17 protein-coding genes are annotated in these 13836 nt (G+C 70.7%); 3 read left to right on the top strand and 14 right to left on the bottom strand.

Features of this window, described 5'->3' with window-relative positions; translation table 11 throughout:
• Nucleotides 1-85 precede the first annotated feature (85 nt).
• Nucleotides 86-640, top strand: a complete 555-nt coding sequence (locus A6048_RS02840; protein ID WP_107748911.1) for a hypothetical protein — start codon at nt 86-88, stop codon at nt 638-640.
• A 4-nt stretch (nt 641-644) separates the two neighbouring features.
• Here A6048_RS02840 and A6048_RS18585 read toward each other — a convergent pair whose 3' ends face one another.
• Nucleotides 645-1271 carry a L,D-transpeptidase gene (locus A6048_RS18585; RefSeq protein WP_235027591.1) on the bottom strand — a complete coding sequence of 209 codons (627 nt, stop codon included), beginning with the start codon at nt 1269-1271 and terminating at the stop codon, nt 645-647.
• Between the two features lie 102 nt (nt 1272-1373).
• On the opposite strand from A6048_RS18585, the gene A6048_RS02830 reads away from it, so the two are divergent.
• Nucleotides 1374-1991 carry a DUF1801 domain-containing protein gene (locus A6048_RS02830; RefSeq protein ID WP_107748912.1) on the top strand — a complete coding sequence of 206 codons (618 nt, stop codon included), beginning with the start codon at nt 1374-1376 and terminating at the stop codon, nt 1989-1991.
• Nucleotides 1992-2018: 27 nt separating this feature from the next.
• Here the strand turns inward: A6048_RS02830 and lysS are convergent, their stop codons facing one another.
• The 3 genes from lysS to A6048_RS02815 are packed head-to-tail and all read right to left on the bottom strand — an operon-like array spanning nt 2019 to nt 5124.
• Nucleotides 2019-3638, bottom strand: coding sequence for a lysine--tRNA ligase (gene lysS / locus A6048_RS02825; RefSeq protein ID WP_107748913.1), 1620 nt, complete (start codon nt 3636-3638; stop codon nt 2019-2021).
• 21 nt (nt 3639-3659) lie between these two features.
• Nucleotides 3660-4622 (bottom strand): glutaminase A, encoded by a 963-nt coding sequence (glsA, locus tag A6048_RS02820; RefSeq protein WP_107748914.1) that lies wholly within the window; start codon nt 4620-4622, stop codon nt 3660-3662.
• Nucleotides 4623-4680: 58 nt separating this feature from the next.
• Nucleotides 4681-5124, bottom strand: coding sequence for a rhodanese-like domain-containing protein (locus tag A6048_RS02815; RefSeq protein WP_235027592.1), 444 nt, complete (start codon nt 5122-5124; stop codon nt 4681-4683).
• Between the two features lie 325 nt (nt 5125-5449).
• Here A6048_RS02815 and ygiD point away from each other — a divergent pair, with 325 nt between their 5' ends.
• Entirely contained in the window at nt 5450-6241 is a 792-nt protein-coding gene (gene ygiD, locus A6048_RS02810) for a 4,5-DOPA-extradiol-dioxygenase (protein ID WP_107748916.1), read from the top strand.
• A gap of 100 nt (nt 6242-6341) precedes the next feature.
• Here the strand turns inward: ygiD and A6048_RS02805 are convergent, their stop codons facing one another.
• The 10 genes from A6048_RS02805 to folP form a co-directional block, all read right to left on the bottom strand.
• Nucleotides 6342-7004, bottom strand: a complete 663-nt coding sequence (locus tag A6048_RS02805) for a TMEM175 family protein (RefSeq protein ID WP_235027593.1) — start codon at nt 7002-7004, stop codon at nt 6342-6344.
• A gap of 40 nt (nt 7005-7044) precedes the next feature.
• Nucleotides 7045-7815 carry a type III pantothenate kinase gene (locus tag A6048_RS02800; protein ID WP_107748918.1) on the bottom strand — a complete coding sequence of 257 codons (771 nt, stop codon included), beginning with the start codon at nt 7813-7815 and terminating at the stop codon, nt 7045-7047.
• A 16-nt stretch (nt 7816-7831) separates the two neighbouring features.
• Nucleotides 7832-8257, bottom strand: coding sequence for an aspartate 1-decarboxylase (panD, locus tag A6048_RS02795; protein ID WP_107748919.1), 426 nt, complete (start codon nt 8255-8257; stop codon nt 7832-7834).
• Entirely contained in the window at nt 8258-9244 is a 987-nt protein-coding gene (panC, locus tag A6048_RS02790; RefSeq protein WP_107748920.1) for a pantoate--beta-alanine ligase, read from the bottom strand.
• Nucleotides 9241-10194 carry a Rossmann-like and DUF2520 domain-containing protein gene (locus tag A6048_RS02785; RefSeq protein WP_107748969.1) on the bottom strand — a complete coding sequence of 318 codons (954 nt, stop codon included), beginning with the start codon at nt 10192-10194 and terminating at the stop codon, nt 9241-9243. Before A6048_RS02785 ends, panC begins: the two co-directional genes overlap by 4 nt.
• Nucleotides 10195-10370: 176 nt before the next feature.
• Nucleotides 10371-11525, bottom strand: a complete 1155-nt coding sequence (locus A6048_RS02780; protein ID WP_107748970.1) for a DUF6779 domain-containing protein — start codon at nt 11523-11525, stop codon at nt 10371-10373.
• Between the two features lie 91 nt (nt 11526-11616).
• Nucleotides 11617-12093 carry a DUF3180 domain-containing protein gene (locus A6048_RS02775; RefSeq protein ID WP_107748921.1) on the bottom strand — a complete coding sequence of 159 codons (477 nt, stop codon included), beginning with the start codon at nt 12091-12093 and terminating at the stop codon, nt 11617-11619.
• Nucleotide 12094: 1 nt separating this feature from the next.
• The gene (gene folK, locus A6048_RS02770; RefSeq protein WP_107748922.1) at nt 12095-12619 is read right to left on the bottom strand and encodes a 2-amino-4-hydroxy-6-hydroxymethyldihydropteridine diphosphokinase; all 525 of its coding nucleotides are present in this window, start codon (nt 12617-12619) and stop codon (nt 12095-12097) included.
• On the bottom strand, nt 12616-13011 hold the full coding sequence (folB, locus tag A6048_RS02765) for a dihydroneopterin aldolase (RefSeq protein WP_107748923.1): 396 nt from the start codon (nt 13009-13011) through the stop codon (nt 12616-12618). Before folB ends, folK begins: the two co-directional genes overlap by 4 nt.
• Nucleotides 13011-13832 (bottom strand): dihydropteroate synthase, encoded by an 822-nt coding sequence (gene folP / locus A6048_RS02760; protein ID WP_107748924.1) that lies wholly within the window; start codon nt 13830-13832, stop codon nt 13011-13013. Before folP ends, folB begins: the two co-directional genes overlap by 1 nt.
• Nucleotides 13833-13836: the final 4 nt, after the last annotated feature.

The raw sequence follows: 13836 nt of genomic DNA, 5'->3' as shown, positions 1-13836 counted from the left end.
ACCGTTGTGGCACATCCGGAAAACCGCGCCTATCATGTGACTTAATTCACATCGATGACTCCGGTCCGACTAAGGGGCACCCACCATGGCCGCACAGACCACGCCTGTCACCCACGACTCGCCCTCGCCGACCCGCACCCCGGCCGGCGGCAAGATCATCCCCCACCTGCGTAACCGCATCGGCGGACTGATCGCCTTCGTCGGACTGGCGCTCGCCCTGCTCAGCCTGTACCTCCCCTGGCTGTCCACGGAGACCGGAGGTGGGATCAGCGCGCTCGACCTCACTGAGATACTGGACCTGCGCACCATGGCGCCCCTGAACTTCCTCGGCCTGCTCGTGCTGTCGGTCCTGGTGGCGGTCACGCTGTTCACCCGCCTGGGATTCTTCGCGGCCGCCAACGCGGTACTCGCCTCCCTCGTCCTGATCGCCCACCTCATCTTTGTCTGGGTCCTGTTCAACTCGACCGACACCGCCGATCCGATGCTGGCGGGACTGCCCGACGGCACCTCGGTAACCTACGGGCCGTTCGTCGCCGCGATCGGATTCGTACTCGTGATCGCCGGATCCGCGTTGGCGGCCAAGTCCGCCGAGTACCTCCTGCCGGACCGTGCCGAAGCCCGCATGTTCAAGGACTCGTGAGTCGTCAGAACACCACCACCGTGTCCCCGACCTGCAGCCTCTCGAAGTAGGTGGCCGCAGCGGGCTGATCCATCCGGATACAGCCGTGGGACTCGTAGGCGGGATCGCCCTCGTGGAACGCGATCCCGCCCACGAAATACACCGAGTACGGCATCGGGGCGTCGTTGAACAGACGGCTGACCTCGTGTCGCACCTTCCGTGTGACCTGGTAGGTCCCGCGAGGGGTCTCCCACCCGGCCTTGCCGTGGGACATCCGCACCGGCCCGTAGCTCAACCGCTCTCCCGACTGCAGCCAGGTCCGGTTCCCGTCGAGGTCCACGCACGCCGCGGCGGTACGTGGACACGGGCTCTCCGGGGTCAGGTCCGGCGGCGGTGGGGGCGGCGGCGGTGCAGGCGGAGGAGGCACGAACCCGGGCGGAGGAGCGATCCCCGCCGACTCCAGCCAGCCGCCGGCCGCGGTGCGCAGGTCCGCGTCCGCCTGCGCCGATCCGGCCTGGGCCTGATCGAGTGCCTGCTGGAACTCCGGCGGCAGTGGCAGCGGGACCTGGGCCGAGGCACCGGAGGTCGAGGTCCCCGCGACCAGCAGAGCGGCCACCAGACCGACCAACACACGTGATGGGTTTCTCCTCATGCAGTGATTATGTCCGGGGCAGGTCACCTGGACGGGCGACTCGGAGTCACGTTCGGATCTCGACCGGGCCCGGTACCGCGCGCGGGGGCTAGCGTCTGCATCATGAGCGACTCACCGCTTCCCCTCCCCCGGCTCTCCGCCCCTGCGACCCGCGCCCTGGACGACGCCGGGATCACCGACCTCCGCCAGTTCGACGGCATGGCCGAGAAGGACGTGTTGGCACTGCACGGCATCGGCCCCGCCCAGCTCGGGGTGCTACGGGACGCGCTGACCGCGGCGGGCCTGTCCTTCAGTGAGCCGGTCGCCCGACCCCGGGCCACCGGCCGCAACGACAACACGGCGTTTCTCGCGGCACCGGGTTCTCCCCGGGAGTGGATCGAGGGGCTGCCCACCGCCCGACGTGTGCAGGACGGCCTGCGACTACTGGACGTCACCGGCGAACAGCCCGCCATGTGGGGCCCCTCGATCGTGGGCTACGGCACTCACCACTACGTGTACGACAGCGGCCGCGAGGGTGACACCCTCCGGGTGGGCTTCAGTCCCCGCTCCTCCGCTCTCACCCTCTACGGCCTGCTCGAGGCCCCGGGGGCCGATGCGCTGCTCGCGACTCTGGGACCGCACAAGACCGGCAAGGGGTGCCTGTACGTGACGACCCTGGCCCGGATCGACGAACAGGTGCTCCGGGATCTCGTGGCAGCCGCCTGGTCGCGCGCGGGCTAGCTTGCGCGTTCCCTGGTGGTCGCGGCGTCAGTCCCGCGGCAGCGGCTTGACCATCGGGAACAGGATGGTCTCCCTGATTCCCAGCCCGGTGAGCGCCATGAGCAGACGGTCGATCCCCATGCCCAACCCGGTGGTGGGCGGCATCCCCTGCTCCATCGCGGCCAGGAAGTCCTCGTCCAGCACCATCGCCTCGTCGTCGCCGGCCGCGGCGAGCCTCGCCTGGTCCTCGAACCGCCGACGCTGGATCACCGGGTCGACGAGCTCCGAGTACCCGGTCGCCAACTCGAACCCACGGACGTAGAGGTCCCACTTCTCGGTGACCCCCCGATCAGTGCGGTGATCGCGGGTCAGCGGGGAGGTCTCCACAGGGAAATCGCGGACGAAAACCGGCCCCTCGAGCTGGTCACCGCACAGGTGCTCCCAGAGTTCCTCGACCAGTTTGCCGTGCAGCCAACCCCTGCCCGACGGCACCTCGAGCCCGACCTTCCCCGCCAGGTCGGTGAGTTCGGAGACCGTGGAGTCCACCGTCACCTCCGCGTCGAGTTCAGGGTGCCGCGCGCGGAGGGCCTCGTTGAGCGAGGGGTACATGCGCATCTCACGCCACTGCCCACCCAGGTCGTACTCGGTGCCGTCGGCCAGCGTCACCGTGGTGGAACCGAAGACCTCCAGCGCGACCTCCTGGATGACCTCACGGATCATCGTGGCGGACGTGTCGTAGTCCCCGTAGGCCTGGTAGGTCTCGAGCATCGCGAACTCGGGACTGTGCGAGGAGTCCACGCCCTCGTTCCGGAAGTTGCGGTTGATCTCGAAGACCCGCTCGATCCCGCCCACCACGCAGCGCTTGAGGTACAACTCCGGGGCGATGCGCAGGTAGAGGTCGAGGTCCAGGGCGTTGGAGTGCGTGACGAACGGCCGGGCGGCCGCGCCGCCGTGAAGCGTCTGCAACATGGGCGTCTCCACCTCGAGGAACCCGCGCCTGTCGAGGGCGTCCCGCAGTGCCCGGACGACCTTGATGCGGGTGATCGCGTTGCGCCGGGCGGTGTCGCGCATGATGAGGTCGGTGTAGCGCTGACGGACGCGCGTGTCCTCGCTCAGCTCCTTGTGTGCGACCGGCAGCGGGCGAAGAGACTTGGCCGCCATCACCCAGGAGTCGGCCATGACGGACAGCTCGCCGCGCTTGGACCGCACCACCCGGCCGGTCACCGAGACGTGGTCACCGAGGTCCGCGTCCTGCTTCCACGCCTCGAGCCGCTCCTCACCGACGTTGGCCAGCGAGAGCATCACCTGCAGTTGAGGGGCGAACGCGTCCGGTCCGCCCTCGGCTGCCGGGGCGGACAGCGTCGCCGCCGGGTCCACGCCGTCCTGGAGGCGGACGAAGCAGAGTTTGCCGGTGTTGCGGACGAACAGCACCCGGCCCGCCACGGAGACCTCGACGTCGGTCTCCTCCCCTGGCTCGAGGGCGACGAAGCGCGGGTCCGAGGCGATCTCGACCAGGCCGTGCGTCCGCGGGACGTCGACCGGGTAGGCGTCGACGCCGGAATCGAGGATGCGCTGCCGCTTGTCGCGGCGGATACGCAGCTGCTCGGGGGTGTCGTCGGCGGGCTCGTTCGAGGCGGCCCCGGGCGCGGCGGGAGTCGAGTCGGTCACGGCTCCCGAGGATAGTCGCCCCTATGCGGCGGGGCCGAACCCGTCGTCGTGCACGTGGTCCAGGACGTGGAGGTCAAACCTGTCCGACAGCTCTTCGATCGCAGCCGCCGCCCGCACGCTGTTGCCGTGCTCGTCCAGTCGGGGCGAGTAGGCCGCGATCCCGAACTTGCCGGGAACCACCGCGAACAGACACCCCGACACCCCGCTCTTCGCGGGCAGTCCCACCTGGTAGACCCAGTCGCCGGCCGCGTCGTACATGCCGCAGGTGAACATCACGCTGTTGGCGTAGCGCACCGCCTTGCGCCCGAGGATCCGTTCGTCACTCCCGGGTTTCAGACCGCCGTTCGCGAACATGGCGGCCATGTGGGCGAGTTCGCGGACGTCCACGCGGACCGCGCACTGGCGCCCGTACCCCGCCACCACCTCGTGCGGGTCGTCCGCGAGATTGCCCTCCTCGGCCAGCAGGTGGGCGAGCGCCTGGTTGCGGTGCGCGCTCTTGGCCTCGATGTCCGCGATCTCCTCGTCCACCTCCACCTCGCGGCCGACGAGGCGGGAGAACAGCGCGCGGATGTGTTCGAAGCGCGAGACCTCGTCGTCGTCGGTGTCCCCGACGAGAGCGTGGGCGGCCAACGCCCCGGCGTTCACCAGACCGTTGGGGGCCCGGCCGGTGCCGGCCTCCAGGGAGATCTCGTTGAACGCGTCCCCGGAGGGTTCGACGCCGATCCGCTTGGCCACCTCGTCGACGCCCTTCTGGTCCAGTGCCAGGGCGTACACGAACGGCTTGGAGGCCGATTGGAGATCGAAGCGGATGCCGTCGTCCCCCGCGGAGGTCACGGTGCCGTCGAGGTCGCACACCGCCATCGCCAGGGCGTCGGGGTTCGGGTGTTCGTAGTCGCCGAGGTGCGGGACCAGGTCGCCCGAGGAATCGTCACGGACCTCGTCGAGGATGCCTAGAAGCAGGTCTGCCGTGATGTCGTCCGTCATGGACGCGACCGTACCGGCGTCGGCGCGGGCGCGCCCCCGGTCGGGCGTGGTGCTGCGCTCAGTGCGCCGAGATCGCGGACCGCTCGCGCAGCAGGTGCTCGGCGTTCGAGAGCAGGCCGAGTGACCCTGCCGCCCGGAGCGCATCGTGCCCACCGTCCACCGCACGCACTCCCCGCACGCCGCGCGAGTGCAGTTCCAGCGCGAACAGTTCGGCATCGAGGCCGTCGTCGCTGACCAACACGACCTCGCGGCCCTCGTCCACGACGGCGAGGGGCGCGGCGGAACGGGGATCGAGCAGGTCGACGACGGGGCGGGCCTCGACGGCGACCGCGCCGGCCAACACGCCCTGCCGCTCGCGCTGGGCCCGGGAGCGGATGTCCACGACGAGGGCACCTGACTCGACGGTGCTGCGGTAGTCCGAGACATCCAGCGTGACGGTGGCGGTGTCCGTGATCGTGACGGTGGTGGTGGTGTCGGGGATGGTGACGGCGACAGTGGTCATCTGGTGCTCCTGGCGAGGTGGGTCCCGGCTGGTCGGTTGGAGAGGGCTGCTCTCGCGGGGGCTACTGCCGGTCGGGGACACCAGTGCTGCGCACGCGCGGAAGCCACCGGACCGGCCGAGGGCATTCGTCGTGCGTTCATGACACCAATAGTAGACAGACCGGTCTATCTACTGCAAGGGCGAACTTCCCATCGGGCACCCGCCACACACCCCGTCGCGCACCCTGTCGCACACCCCGCCACACGACCGGCCCCACACCCGACCCCGCCCCCACTGGCGCTCCACAGTTAGTTGATGCATCATATAGTCAGAGCTAAGGAGCATCATGACCACTACACGCACGCGCCAGCCCGCCGTCTTCATCGGCCACGGCGTCCCCCTCAACGCGCTCGAGGTCAACCAGTGGACCCGGGAATGGGCCGCGCTCGGAGACTCCCTCCCCGAGCGCCCCCGGGCCGTGCTGGCCGTCTCGGCACACTGGTACATCAACGCCACCGCGGTGACCGCCATGGCGAACCCCCGGACGATCCACGACTTCTACGGGTTCCCGCGGGAACTCAACGAGTTCGACTATCCGGCCTCCGGCGCGCCCGAACTCGCCTCCGAGGTGGCCGAGGTGGTCAAGCCCACCTGGGTCGGCGAGGACCGGGACTCGTGGGGCCTCGACCACGGCACCTGGTCCGTCCTCACCCACGTCTTCCCCGACGCCGACGTCCCGGTCGCCCAGTTGTCCGTGGACGCGTCCAAGCCCGCCGGCTACCACTTCGACCTGGGAACCAAGCTGTCGGCGCTGCGGGACTCCGGTGTCCTGGTACTGGCAAGCGGGAACGTGGTGCACAACCTGGCCGCCGTGGACCCCTCCCGCGGCGACTCGGGGACCGACTGGGCCCACCGATTCGACGACCACGCCCAGGAACTGCTCACCGAGCGGCCGGAGGACGCCCTCTCGCTGCTCGAACACCCCGACGCCCGACTGGCCGTACCCAGCGCCGACCACTTCCTGCCCCTGCTCTACACGGCGGGGATGGCAGCTGGATCCGGCGAGACGCTGGACGCCTTCAGCAAGGGGTACGCGTGGGGGTCGGTCTCCATGACGAGCTACCGCTCCGCGGCCTGACCCGCACGCGCAGCCCGACCCCACGCACGGCCTGACCCGCACGCGCAGCCTGACCCCACGCACGGCCTGACCCCACGCGCAGCCCGACCCCGCTGCGCCGTCAGGTCCCCCTGGCCCGTTTCGCGAGGCCACCCGTCAACGGCAGCAGCACGACCAACGACACCCACATCAGCTGGGCGGTCCCCGCGCCGACCGTCACCGCCACGGGGACCGACGACAGGAACACCACCGGCGTGGCCGCCGCCGCGAGGAGCAGCATGCCGTTCTCCCTCGCGGACGTGGCACGACGTTCCAGTCCGACCGCGCGACCACGCTGGTACACGGCCGCCTGGGCCAGAGCGACCCCGGCGATGTTGAGGGCGTAGAACGCGGTCGGCAACGCGAGATCAGCAGTGGCCGGGTTGCTGATCGCGTCCGTGGTGAAGGGCACGAGGACCACCAGACCGGTCGCCACCAGATTCGTGAACACCATCGGGCCGTCGAGACCGGTGAGTCCCTTGGTCATCCTGACGTTGACCCGCCAGAGCGCACTGATCACCACGAAGCTCAACACGACCCCGGACAACTGATGGCCCAGCCCGGAATTCGACAACGAGCCGAGGTCCCGCCACGCCTCCGGCTCCGGCAGGTCGACGTTCACGATGAGGAGCGTGACAGCGAAGCCGTAGATGGCGTCGAAGAAGGACAGCCCGCGGTCGAACTCGGAGGTGTCCCTGCGGATCACCTCGTCGTCGTCGATCTCTTCCCTCCCGACCCCGTCCATGGCGGACAGCATGCCACCGGCGCGGAGCCCGGGGCGGGACTCAGGTGTTCTTCTCGAACACCAGCCGCAGACCCTCGAGCGCCAGCTCGGGTTCGACGTCGGTGATCGTCCGCGACTCCTCCGCCACGACGTCGGCGCGCAGCCCGGTCAGCACCACCGCCGCGTCGGCCAGCTCCGCAACGTCGGACCGCAGACGGTCCACCAGCGCGTCGATCTGCCCGGCGAACCCGATCACGATCCCGGCCTGCAGCGCGGCCACGGTGTTCTTGCCCAGGGCGCCCCGGGGCCGCACCACCTCGATCTTGCGCAACGCCGCCGCGCGCTCCGCGAGGGCGTCCACGGAGATGTCGATTCCCGGCGCGATCGCACCGCCGAGCAACTCGCCACGCTCGGAGACGGCGTCGACCGTGGTCGCCGTGTCCACGTCGACGACGATGACGGCGCCCTCGAACAGGGTGTGGGCGGCCAGGGCGTTGACCACCCGGTCGGAACCGACCTCCCGCGGATTGTCCACCAGCAACGGAACGCCGGTCTTCACGCCGGGCGCCACCACCACCGCGCGCAAGTCGGGCCAGTAGTCGGCGGCCATCCGCCGCAGTTCGCCGGTCACCGACGGCACGACCGACATCGCCGAGATACCGGAGAGCCGCCCGGCGCACTCCCCGAGCAACCCCCGGATGGTCAACGCCAACTCGTCGGAGGTCACCGCCGGCGACGTCCGCATGCTCCAGGTGCGCTCCAGTGGACCACCGTCCACCGGGAAGACGCCGAGCCGGATATGGGTGTTGCCGACGTCGACGGTGAGAAGCACGGCCCTACCCCGGTACCTAGACGGTGACCGGCTCGGGGACGCGCGGGTTCTTCAGTCCCGACCCCTCGGGGACGTTCGCGGGATCCGTACCCTCGGTCAGCGTCCGATTGTGCTCGTCCACGAACACCACGCGTGGCTTGTAGGTGCGCGCCTCGGCATCCTCCATCACCCCGTAGGCGATGATGATCACCAGATCGCCGGGATGGACCAGATGCGCCGCCGCGCCGTTGATGCTGATGACCCCCGAACTCCGCTCGCCCGTGATGGCGTAGGTGGTCAGACGGGAACCGTTGTCGATGTCGACGATGTCGATCTGCTGCCCCTCGAGCAGGTCGGCGGCGTCCATCAGGTCCGCGTCGATGGTGCAGGAACCGACGTAGTGCAGGTCGGCCTGGGTCACGGTCGCCCGGTGGATCTTGGAGTGGAGCATGGTGCGCTGCATCTAGAGGCCTTCCTGGAGGTCTGCGGCCAGCTCGGCCTGCTGGGAGGCGACGGTCGCCTCGGCTGCGGCGAGGAAGCCGGTGCCGATGGCCACGCCGACGTTGTCGATGAGTCGGGCGGAGCCGATCCGGGCGGCCACGAGGAGCCGTCCCGGCCCCTCCACCGGCGGCTCGCCGAGGTCGCTGGCCCGGAGTTCGAGGTAGTCGATCGAGATCTGCGGTCGCTCCGCCAGGACCGCCCGGGCGGCGTCGAGTACGGCCTGCTGACCACCCTTGGCCGCGAACGTCCCGGCGACGAGAGCGGCATTGAGGGTGGTGGCCAGCTCCCGCTCGTCCTCGGAGAGATAGCGGTTCCGTGAGCTCATGGCCAGACCGTCGGACTCGCGGACGGTGGGAACCCCCACCACCCGGACGTCCATGTCCAGATCGGCCACCATCTGACGGATCAGCACGAGCTGCTGGTAGTCCTTCTCCCCGAAGAACGCCTGGTGGGGAGCGACGATGTTGAGCAACTTGGCCACCACGGTGAGCATCCCGGCGAAGTGACCTGGACGGGCGGCGCCGTCGAGGATGTCTCCCGTCGGCCCGGGCTGGACGGTGGTCCGCGGCCCGTCGGGATACATCGCGGCGGCGCTGGGGGCCAGGACCAGCTCGACCCCGGCCGCGGCGAGCCGGGCCACGTCCTCGTCGAGGGTGCGCGGGTACGCGTCCAGGTCCTCACCGGGTCCGAATTGGAGTGGGTTGACGAAGATCGACGCGACCACCACGGAGCCGGGCGTGCGGCGGGCGGCCTCGACCAGCGCCAGGTGCCCCTCGTGAAGGGCGCCCATCGTGGGGACGAAGGTGATCTGCTTGCCGACCTTGCGCAGGGACTCGGTGACCGCGTGCAGCGCCGAGGGCTCGTGGTGGACGGTCAGCTCACCGCGGGTGTAGCCGGTGCCCGGCCGTCCCGGGACCGCCGTGCGTACCGGGTAGATCGAGGTGGTCATCGCAGTTGCTCCGTCAGGTCGGGGGCCAGGAGGTCGGTGACGTCGCGGCCGGCACCGCAGCGGTCGGCCGTCCGCAGCGCCAACGCGCGGTAGCCGGCGGCGATTCCGCTGTCCACGTCCTCGAGCGCGTCGAGGTGGCGCGACACCGTCACCGCGTCACCGCGCATCACGGGACCGGTCAGCGCCGAGTCCCCGGAGGCCAGGACGTTGTCGAGCGCGGCCCGCAGCAGCGGCTCGAGGGTGCGGCGGGCGAGCGCCCCGGCGTCCGAACCGAGCATGCCGTCCGGGTCACCCTCGACCCCGCCACCGGGCAGGACAGAGAACGACGCCGCGAGCGCCTCGGCGGCGTCGTTGACCAGGGTGACGAGGTGGTTTGCACCGTGCGCGAGCGCCGCGTGATAGAGCGCCCGGTGGGATTCTGCGACGGTGACGGGCAGGCCGCCGGTCTCCATCACCAGCATCTGCCCGACGACCAGACCGACCTCGTCCGGGGAGGTCAGCGCCCACGAGCACCCCTCCATGCGGTCGATGTCCGAGTCGCCACCCGTGAAGGTCATCGCGGGGTGTGCTGCCACGACGACCGCACCGGCGTCCGCCGCGGGACGGAGAACGGCAGCGCCCACTGCACCGGCGACGTGGACCACGATGTGGCCGGGGCGGAAGGCATCGGCAGCGGCCAGTTCCGCGACCACCCCGGGTAGCGCCTTGTCGGGTACCGCGAGGATCAACAATTCCCCGGCCTCGGCCACCGCGACCGCATCGCCGAACCGCGCTTCCGGCAGCCGACGGGAGGCCAGGTCGCGGGAACGCTCGGACCGGGCGACGACCGCGGAGACGACGTGTCCACGCCGTTCCAGCGCAGCGCCGATCGCCGTGCCCACGCGCCCTGCGGACACGAGGCCGACGGACAGGCGGGCAGGGGGTGTTCCGGTGACGCCGAACTCGGCCATCATGAGGTGCTCCAGTGCTCGATCCGTTCCAGGCCCGCTCACGTGGTGGGTCCCGGACATCTCGGGGGCGAGAGTAGTCGCACTCTCCGGCGACAGCACGGCTGAGTGGCGTACTTCACATTCCCGTGTCGGCGCGGCCATCCGTGCTCGACCGCGTCGGGAGGTGAGGGGACGCCTCAGTCCGCGGAGTGGCGGTGGCGACGGCCACCACCAGATGTCTCGTCTCCACCCAGACGCGCCATGAGCTCGGCGACGGACAGGCCGCCTCCCTCACCGTGACGGCTGTGCGGCGCCGAGTCGGCGGGAGCGGGCTCGGGCTTCGGTGCACGCTTCGGCGCGCGCTCGGGCGCGGTCGCGGGCTGCTTCTTCGGCTCGGGCTCCGACGCGGTCGCTGGCTGCTTCGGCGGTTCGGACTCCGACGCGGTCGCGGACTGCTGCGGCTCGGGCCGCGTCTGCGGCTCCGACCTCGAGCGGCCGACGGGGCGGACCGCCGGGCCGCGGGGCTTGTCGTCCCGGGAATCGGTGGAACGTGCCTTCTCCGCGTCGACCGGCGAGAGCTTCTCGGTGCGCTCGGTACTCGGTGTGACATCACGTCCGACGCCAGTGACCGTCGGCTCGGACGTGGTCGACCGGGACCGGATCGGACCGGAGGTGGTCGACGAATCCGGGACACTCGACGGGGGGGCGCTTGATGAGGAGGCGCTGGACGGGCGACCCGACGGGTAGCTGCCGGCCGGGGTGGTGGCGGACTGGGTGGTGACGGACGGGGTGGTGACGGTCGATTCCGGGGCTCGACGACGGGGTTCGACCCGTTCGGACCGCACGGACGGCAGGGACGAACCGGCGCCGAGCTCCCCGGCGGCGGTGTCCCCGCCCACGGCGAGACGGTCATCGGTCAGGGTGACGCCCATCTGGCCGAGCTGCTCCCGCAACGCCGCGATCTCGTGACGCAGTGCGTAGATGGAGTCCGAGGTCTCAGCGCGAACGGAGTCGCGCAGATCCTTCTCCACCACGAGCTCGTGCTCGCGACGAGCGGAGATCTCGCGCTCCAGTTGCAGCTCGTACACGGTGTGCAGGTCGCGTACCCGAGCGGCCTCGGCCGCCGCCTGCCGCCGGTAACGGGCCACGAGGAACGCGCCGATGAACGCCGCCCACAGCGCCGAGAGGGTGCCGATGCGCATCCACACCGGGTTGTCGGAGAAGACCATCACCACGGTTGCGACGAGCGACAGCGCCAGGAGCACCCCGAGGGCGATCCCCGCCAGGCCGCGGTCGTCGCCGCGAACAGGGCGAACGGATCGGGGCTTGTCGATCGCGCCGTCGGAACTCATGCCCCGCATGATACTCGGAGAACCACTAGTCACACGGGTAACCAGCGCGTGTTCCTCGAGAAGGCCGCAGGCTGCCCACTTCTCGATCCGCTCAGGTCGACTGGGCAAGTCCTCCGACGTCGTCGTCGGAGGGCGGGGTCGCGCACGCCGACTCGAGGAACAGTCCGGCCCCCACGAGTAGGGCCCCGGAGACCAGTACCGCCAAGGACGCCGGCAGCTCCTCGCCGGCCGCAGCCAGCTCGCCCAACCTCGGCAGGAAGTAGAGGGCGAGCCCGGTTCCCAGGCCTCCGGCCGCGGCCCCGAGGACCGCCGACGCCTGCCCGAGGGCCGCGCACCGCGCGATCGTCAGCGGATGCATCTGGCTGCGGTCCTGCCCGACCCCGCCGTCCGAGATCGCGGATCGGACCCGGAGTGCCAGCAGCAGGTCGATCAGCGCTACCACCAGCAGTGTGACCCATCCCCACCCGATGGGAGGCAACGACCCGAGCAGCGAACCTGTCAGGAAGTAGGCGGCCACCCCGGCGACGAGCGCGACCAGGACGAGGGTGGACACCGCGATGCGAGCCATGTCAGCAGACCCACCCTTCGGGGGCCAGCTGGTCGGCCGTTCGGCGGACCGCGGCCACCTCGGCGGGGTCGAGGGCGTCGAGGTGTGTGGAGAGGGCGAGCCCGCCCAGCCGGGCCCCGGGCTCGACCTCCGACCACGGGACGAGGACGAACGCCCGCTCGGCTGCGCGCGGGTGGGGCAGGGTCAGGGACTCGTCCCGGGAGCTCACCGGCGTCCCGTCCATCTCCGCGGACACCACGTCCACGTCGAGGGACCTCGGCCCCCACCGGACCTCGCGGGTGCGGCCGGCGGCACGCTCCCGCGCGAATCCCCATTCGAGCACGTCGCGCGGGGAACCGGGGTGTTCGACGACGAGGACCGCGTTGAGGAAGTCGTCCTGCTCCACCCCTCCCCACGGAGGGGTCGCATAGACCGACGAGACGCGACGGAGGGTCCCGTCCCCGGCGGCGGCGGCCACCACACCACGGAGGAGCTCGAGGGAATCTCCCTGGTTTCCGCCGATCGACAGGACGGCCCGACAGGTCACTGGTCCTCACCCGTCTGGCCGCGCCCGTCCATGCGCGAGCGCCGGGCCACGACCGCGACATCTGCGAACTCCGCCGGGATGGGAGCCTGCGGCTTGTGCAGTGTCACCTCGACCGCGTGCGCGTGGGGGGCGAGGTCCATGATCCCGTCGGCGATCTGCGAGGCCACGGTCTCGATCAGGTCGCGTGGTGTCCCGGACACCACGTCCCGGGCGAACAGTGCCAGCGCACCGTAGTCGACCGTGTCCGCGAGGTCGTCGGACGCCGCCGCAGCGGTGAAGTCGGTCCACAGGACCACGTCGACGAGGAAGTCCTGGCCGTCGCGCTTCTCGTGTTCGAAGACGCCGTGGTTGCCGCGGACTCGCAGCCCCCTGAGTTCGATCCGGTCCGCCATCAGTCCCGCTCCGCCCCTCCGGCCGCCCACGCGCCCGCCACTCGTACCGCATCGGCGCTGGGCGGGACGTCGTGGACGCGCACCGCCCATGCGCCGGCCGCGGCCGCCAGTGCGGTGATGGCCGCCGTGGCCGGGTCGCGGTCGGACACTGCTCGTGGCACGCCGCCGGTATCCGCCAGGAGTGAACCCAGGAAACGCTTGCGCGAGGCGGCCACCAGCACCGGGAAACCGAGGTCGGTGAGGGCGTCGAGTCCGTGGAGCAGCGCCCAGTTGTCTGCGGCGTCCTTGGCGAACCCGAGGCCGGGGTCCAGCACGATCGAATCGGCGTCGACGCCTGCGGCCACTGCCGCGTCGGCTCGGCGCGCGAGGTGGTCACGGACCGAGGTCACGACGTCCCCGGCGAAGTCGGCCCGGCCGCCGGCGCCCGCCCGGTACTGGTCCGGCGACACCCAGTGCATGAGGATCACGGGGCAACCGTGGTCGGCGACGACCTGCAGCATCCCGGGGTCGGCGAGGCCTCCGGAGACGTCGTTGATGATCCCCGCTCCCGACTCGAGGGCCTCGGCGGCGACCGAGGCGCGCATGGTGTCGACCGAGACGGTGACCCCGTCCTCGACGAGCGCACGGACCAGCGGGATCACCCGGGCCGCCTCGTCGGTGCTGTCGACCCGGATCGCACCCGGTCTCGTGGACTCGCCGCCGACATCGAGGAGGTCGGCTCCCTGGGAGACCAGGAGGCGCGCATGGGCGAGGGCGGCCTCCGGGGCGAGGTGACGCCCGCCGTCGGAGAAGGAGTCCTCCGTGACGTTGACGATGCCCATCACC

This window comes from Dietzia psychralcaliphila, from assembly GCF_003096095.1.
In the GTDB taxonomy this organism is placed as follows: domain Bacteria; phylum Actinomycetota; class Actinomycetes; order Mycobacteriales; family Mycobacteriaceae; genus Dietzia; species Dietzia psychralcaliphila.
This window is presented reverse-complemented; position numbering and strand designations above follow the sequence as displayed.

What these genes read in the sequence shown, in the direction of transcription:
- A6048_RS02840 (WP_107748911.1), top strand. Translation starts at nt 86, where the DNA reads ATGGCCGCACAGACCACGCCTGTCACCCACGACTCGCCCTCGCCGACC.
- A6048_RS18585 (WP_235027591.1), bottom strand. Translation starts at nt 1,271, where the DNA reads ATGAGGAGAAACCCATCACGTGTGTTGGTCGGTCTGGTGGCCGCTCTG.
- A6048_RS02830 (WP_107748912.1), top strand. Translation starts at nt 1,374, where the DNA reads ATGAGCGACTCACCGCTTCCCCTCCCCCGGCTCTCCGCCCCTGCGACC.
- glsA (WP_107748914.1), bottom strand. Translation starts at nt 4,622, where the DNA reads ATGACGGACGACATCACGGCAGACCTGCTTCTAGGCATCCTCGACGAG.
- A6048_RS02815 (WP_235027592.1), bottom strand. Translation starts at nt 5,124, where the DNA reads ATGACCACTGTCGCCGTCACCATCCCCGACACCACCACCACCGTCACG.
- ygiD (WP_107748916.1), top strand. Translation starts at nt 5,450, where the DNA reads ATGACCACTACACGCACGCGCCAGCCCGCCGTCTTCATCGGCCACGGC.
- A6048_RS02805 (WP_235027593.1), bottom strand. Translation starts at nt 7,004, where the DNA reads ATGGACGGGGTCGGGAGGGAAGAGATCGACGACGACGAGGTGATCCGC.
- panD (WP_107748919.1), bottom strand. Translation starts at nt 8,257, where the DNA reads ATGCAGCGCACCATGCTCCACTCCAAGATCCACCGGGCGACCGTGACC.
- panC (WP_107748920.1), bottom strand. Translation starts at nt 9,244, where the DNA reads ATGACCACCTCGATCTACCCGGTACGCACGGCGGTCCCGGGACGGCCG.
- A6048_RS02785 (WP_107748969.1), bottom strand. Translation starts at nt 10,194, where the DNA reads ATGGCCGAGTTCGGCGTCACCGGAACACCCCCTGCCCGCCTGTCCGTC.
- A6048_RS02780 (WP_107748970.1), bottom strand. Translation starts at nt 11,525, where the DNA reads ATGAGTTCCGACGGCGCGATCGACAAGCCCCGATCCGTTCGCCCTGTT.
- A6048_RS02775 (WP_107748921.1), bottom strand. Translation starts at nt 12,093, where the DNA reads ATGGCTCGCATCGCGGTGTCCACCCTCGTCCTGGTCGCGCTCGTCGCC.
- folB (WP_107748923.1), bottom strand. Translation starts at nt 13,011, where the DNA reads ATGGCGGACCGGATCGAACTCAGGGGGCTGCGAGTCCGCGGCAACCAC.
- folP (WP_107748924.1), bottom strand. Translation starts at nt 13,832, where the DNA reads ATGGGCATCGTCAACGTCACGGAGGACTCCTTCTCCGACGGCGGGCGT.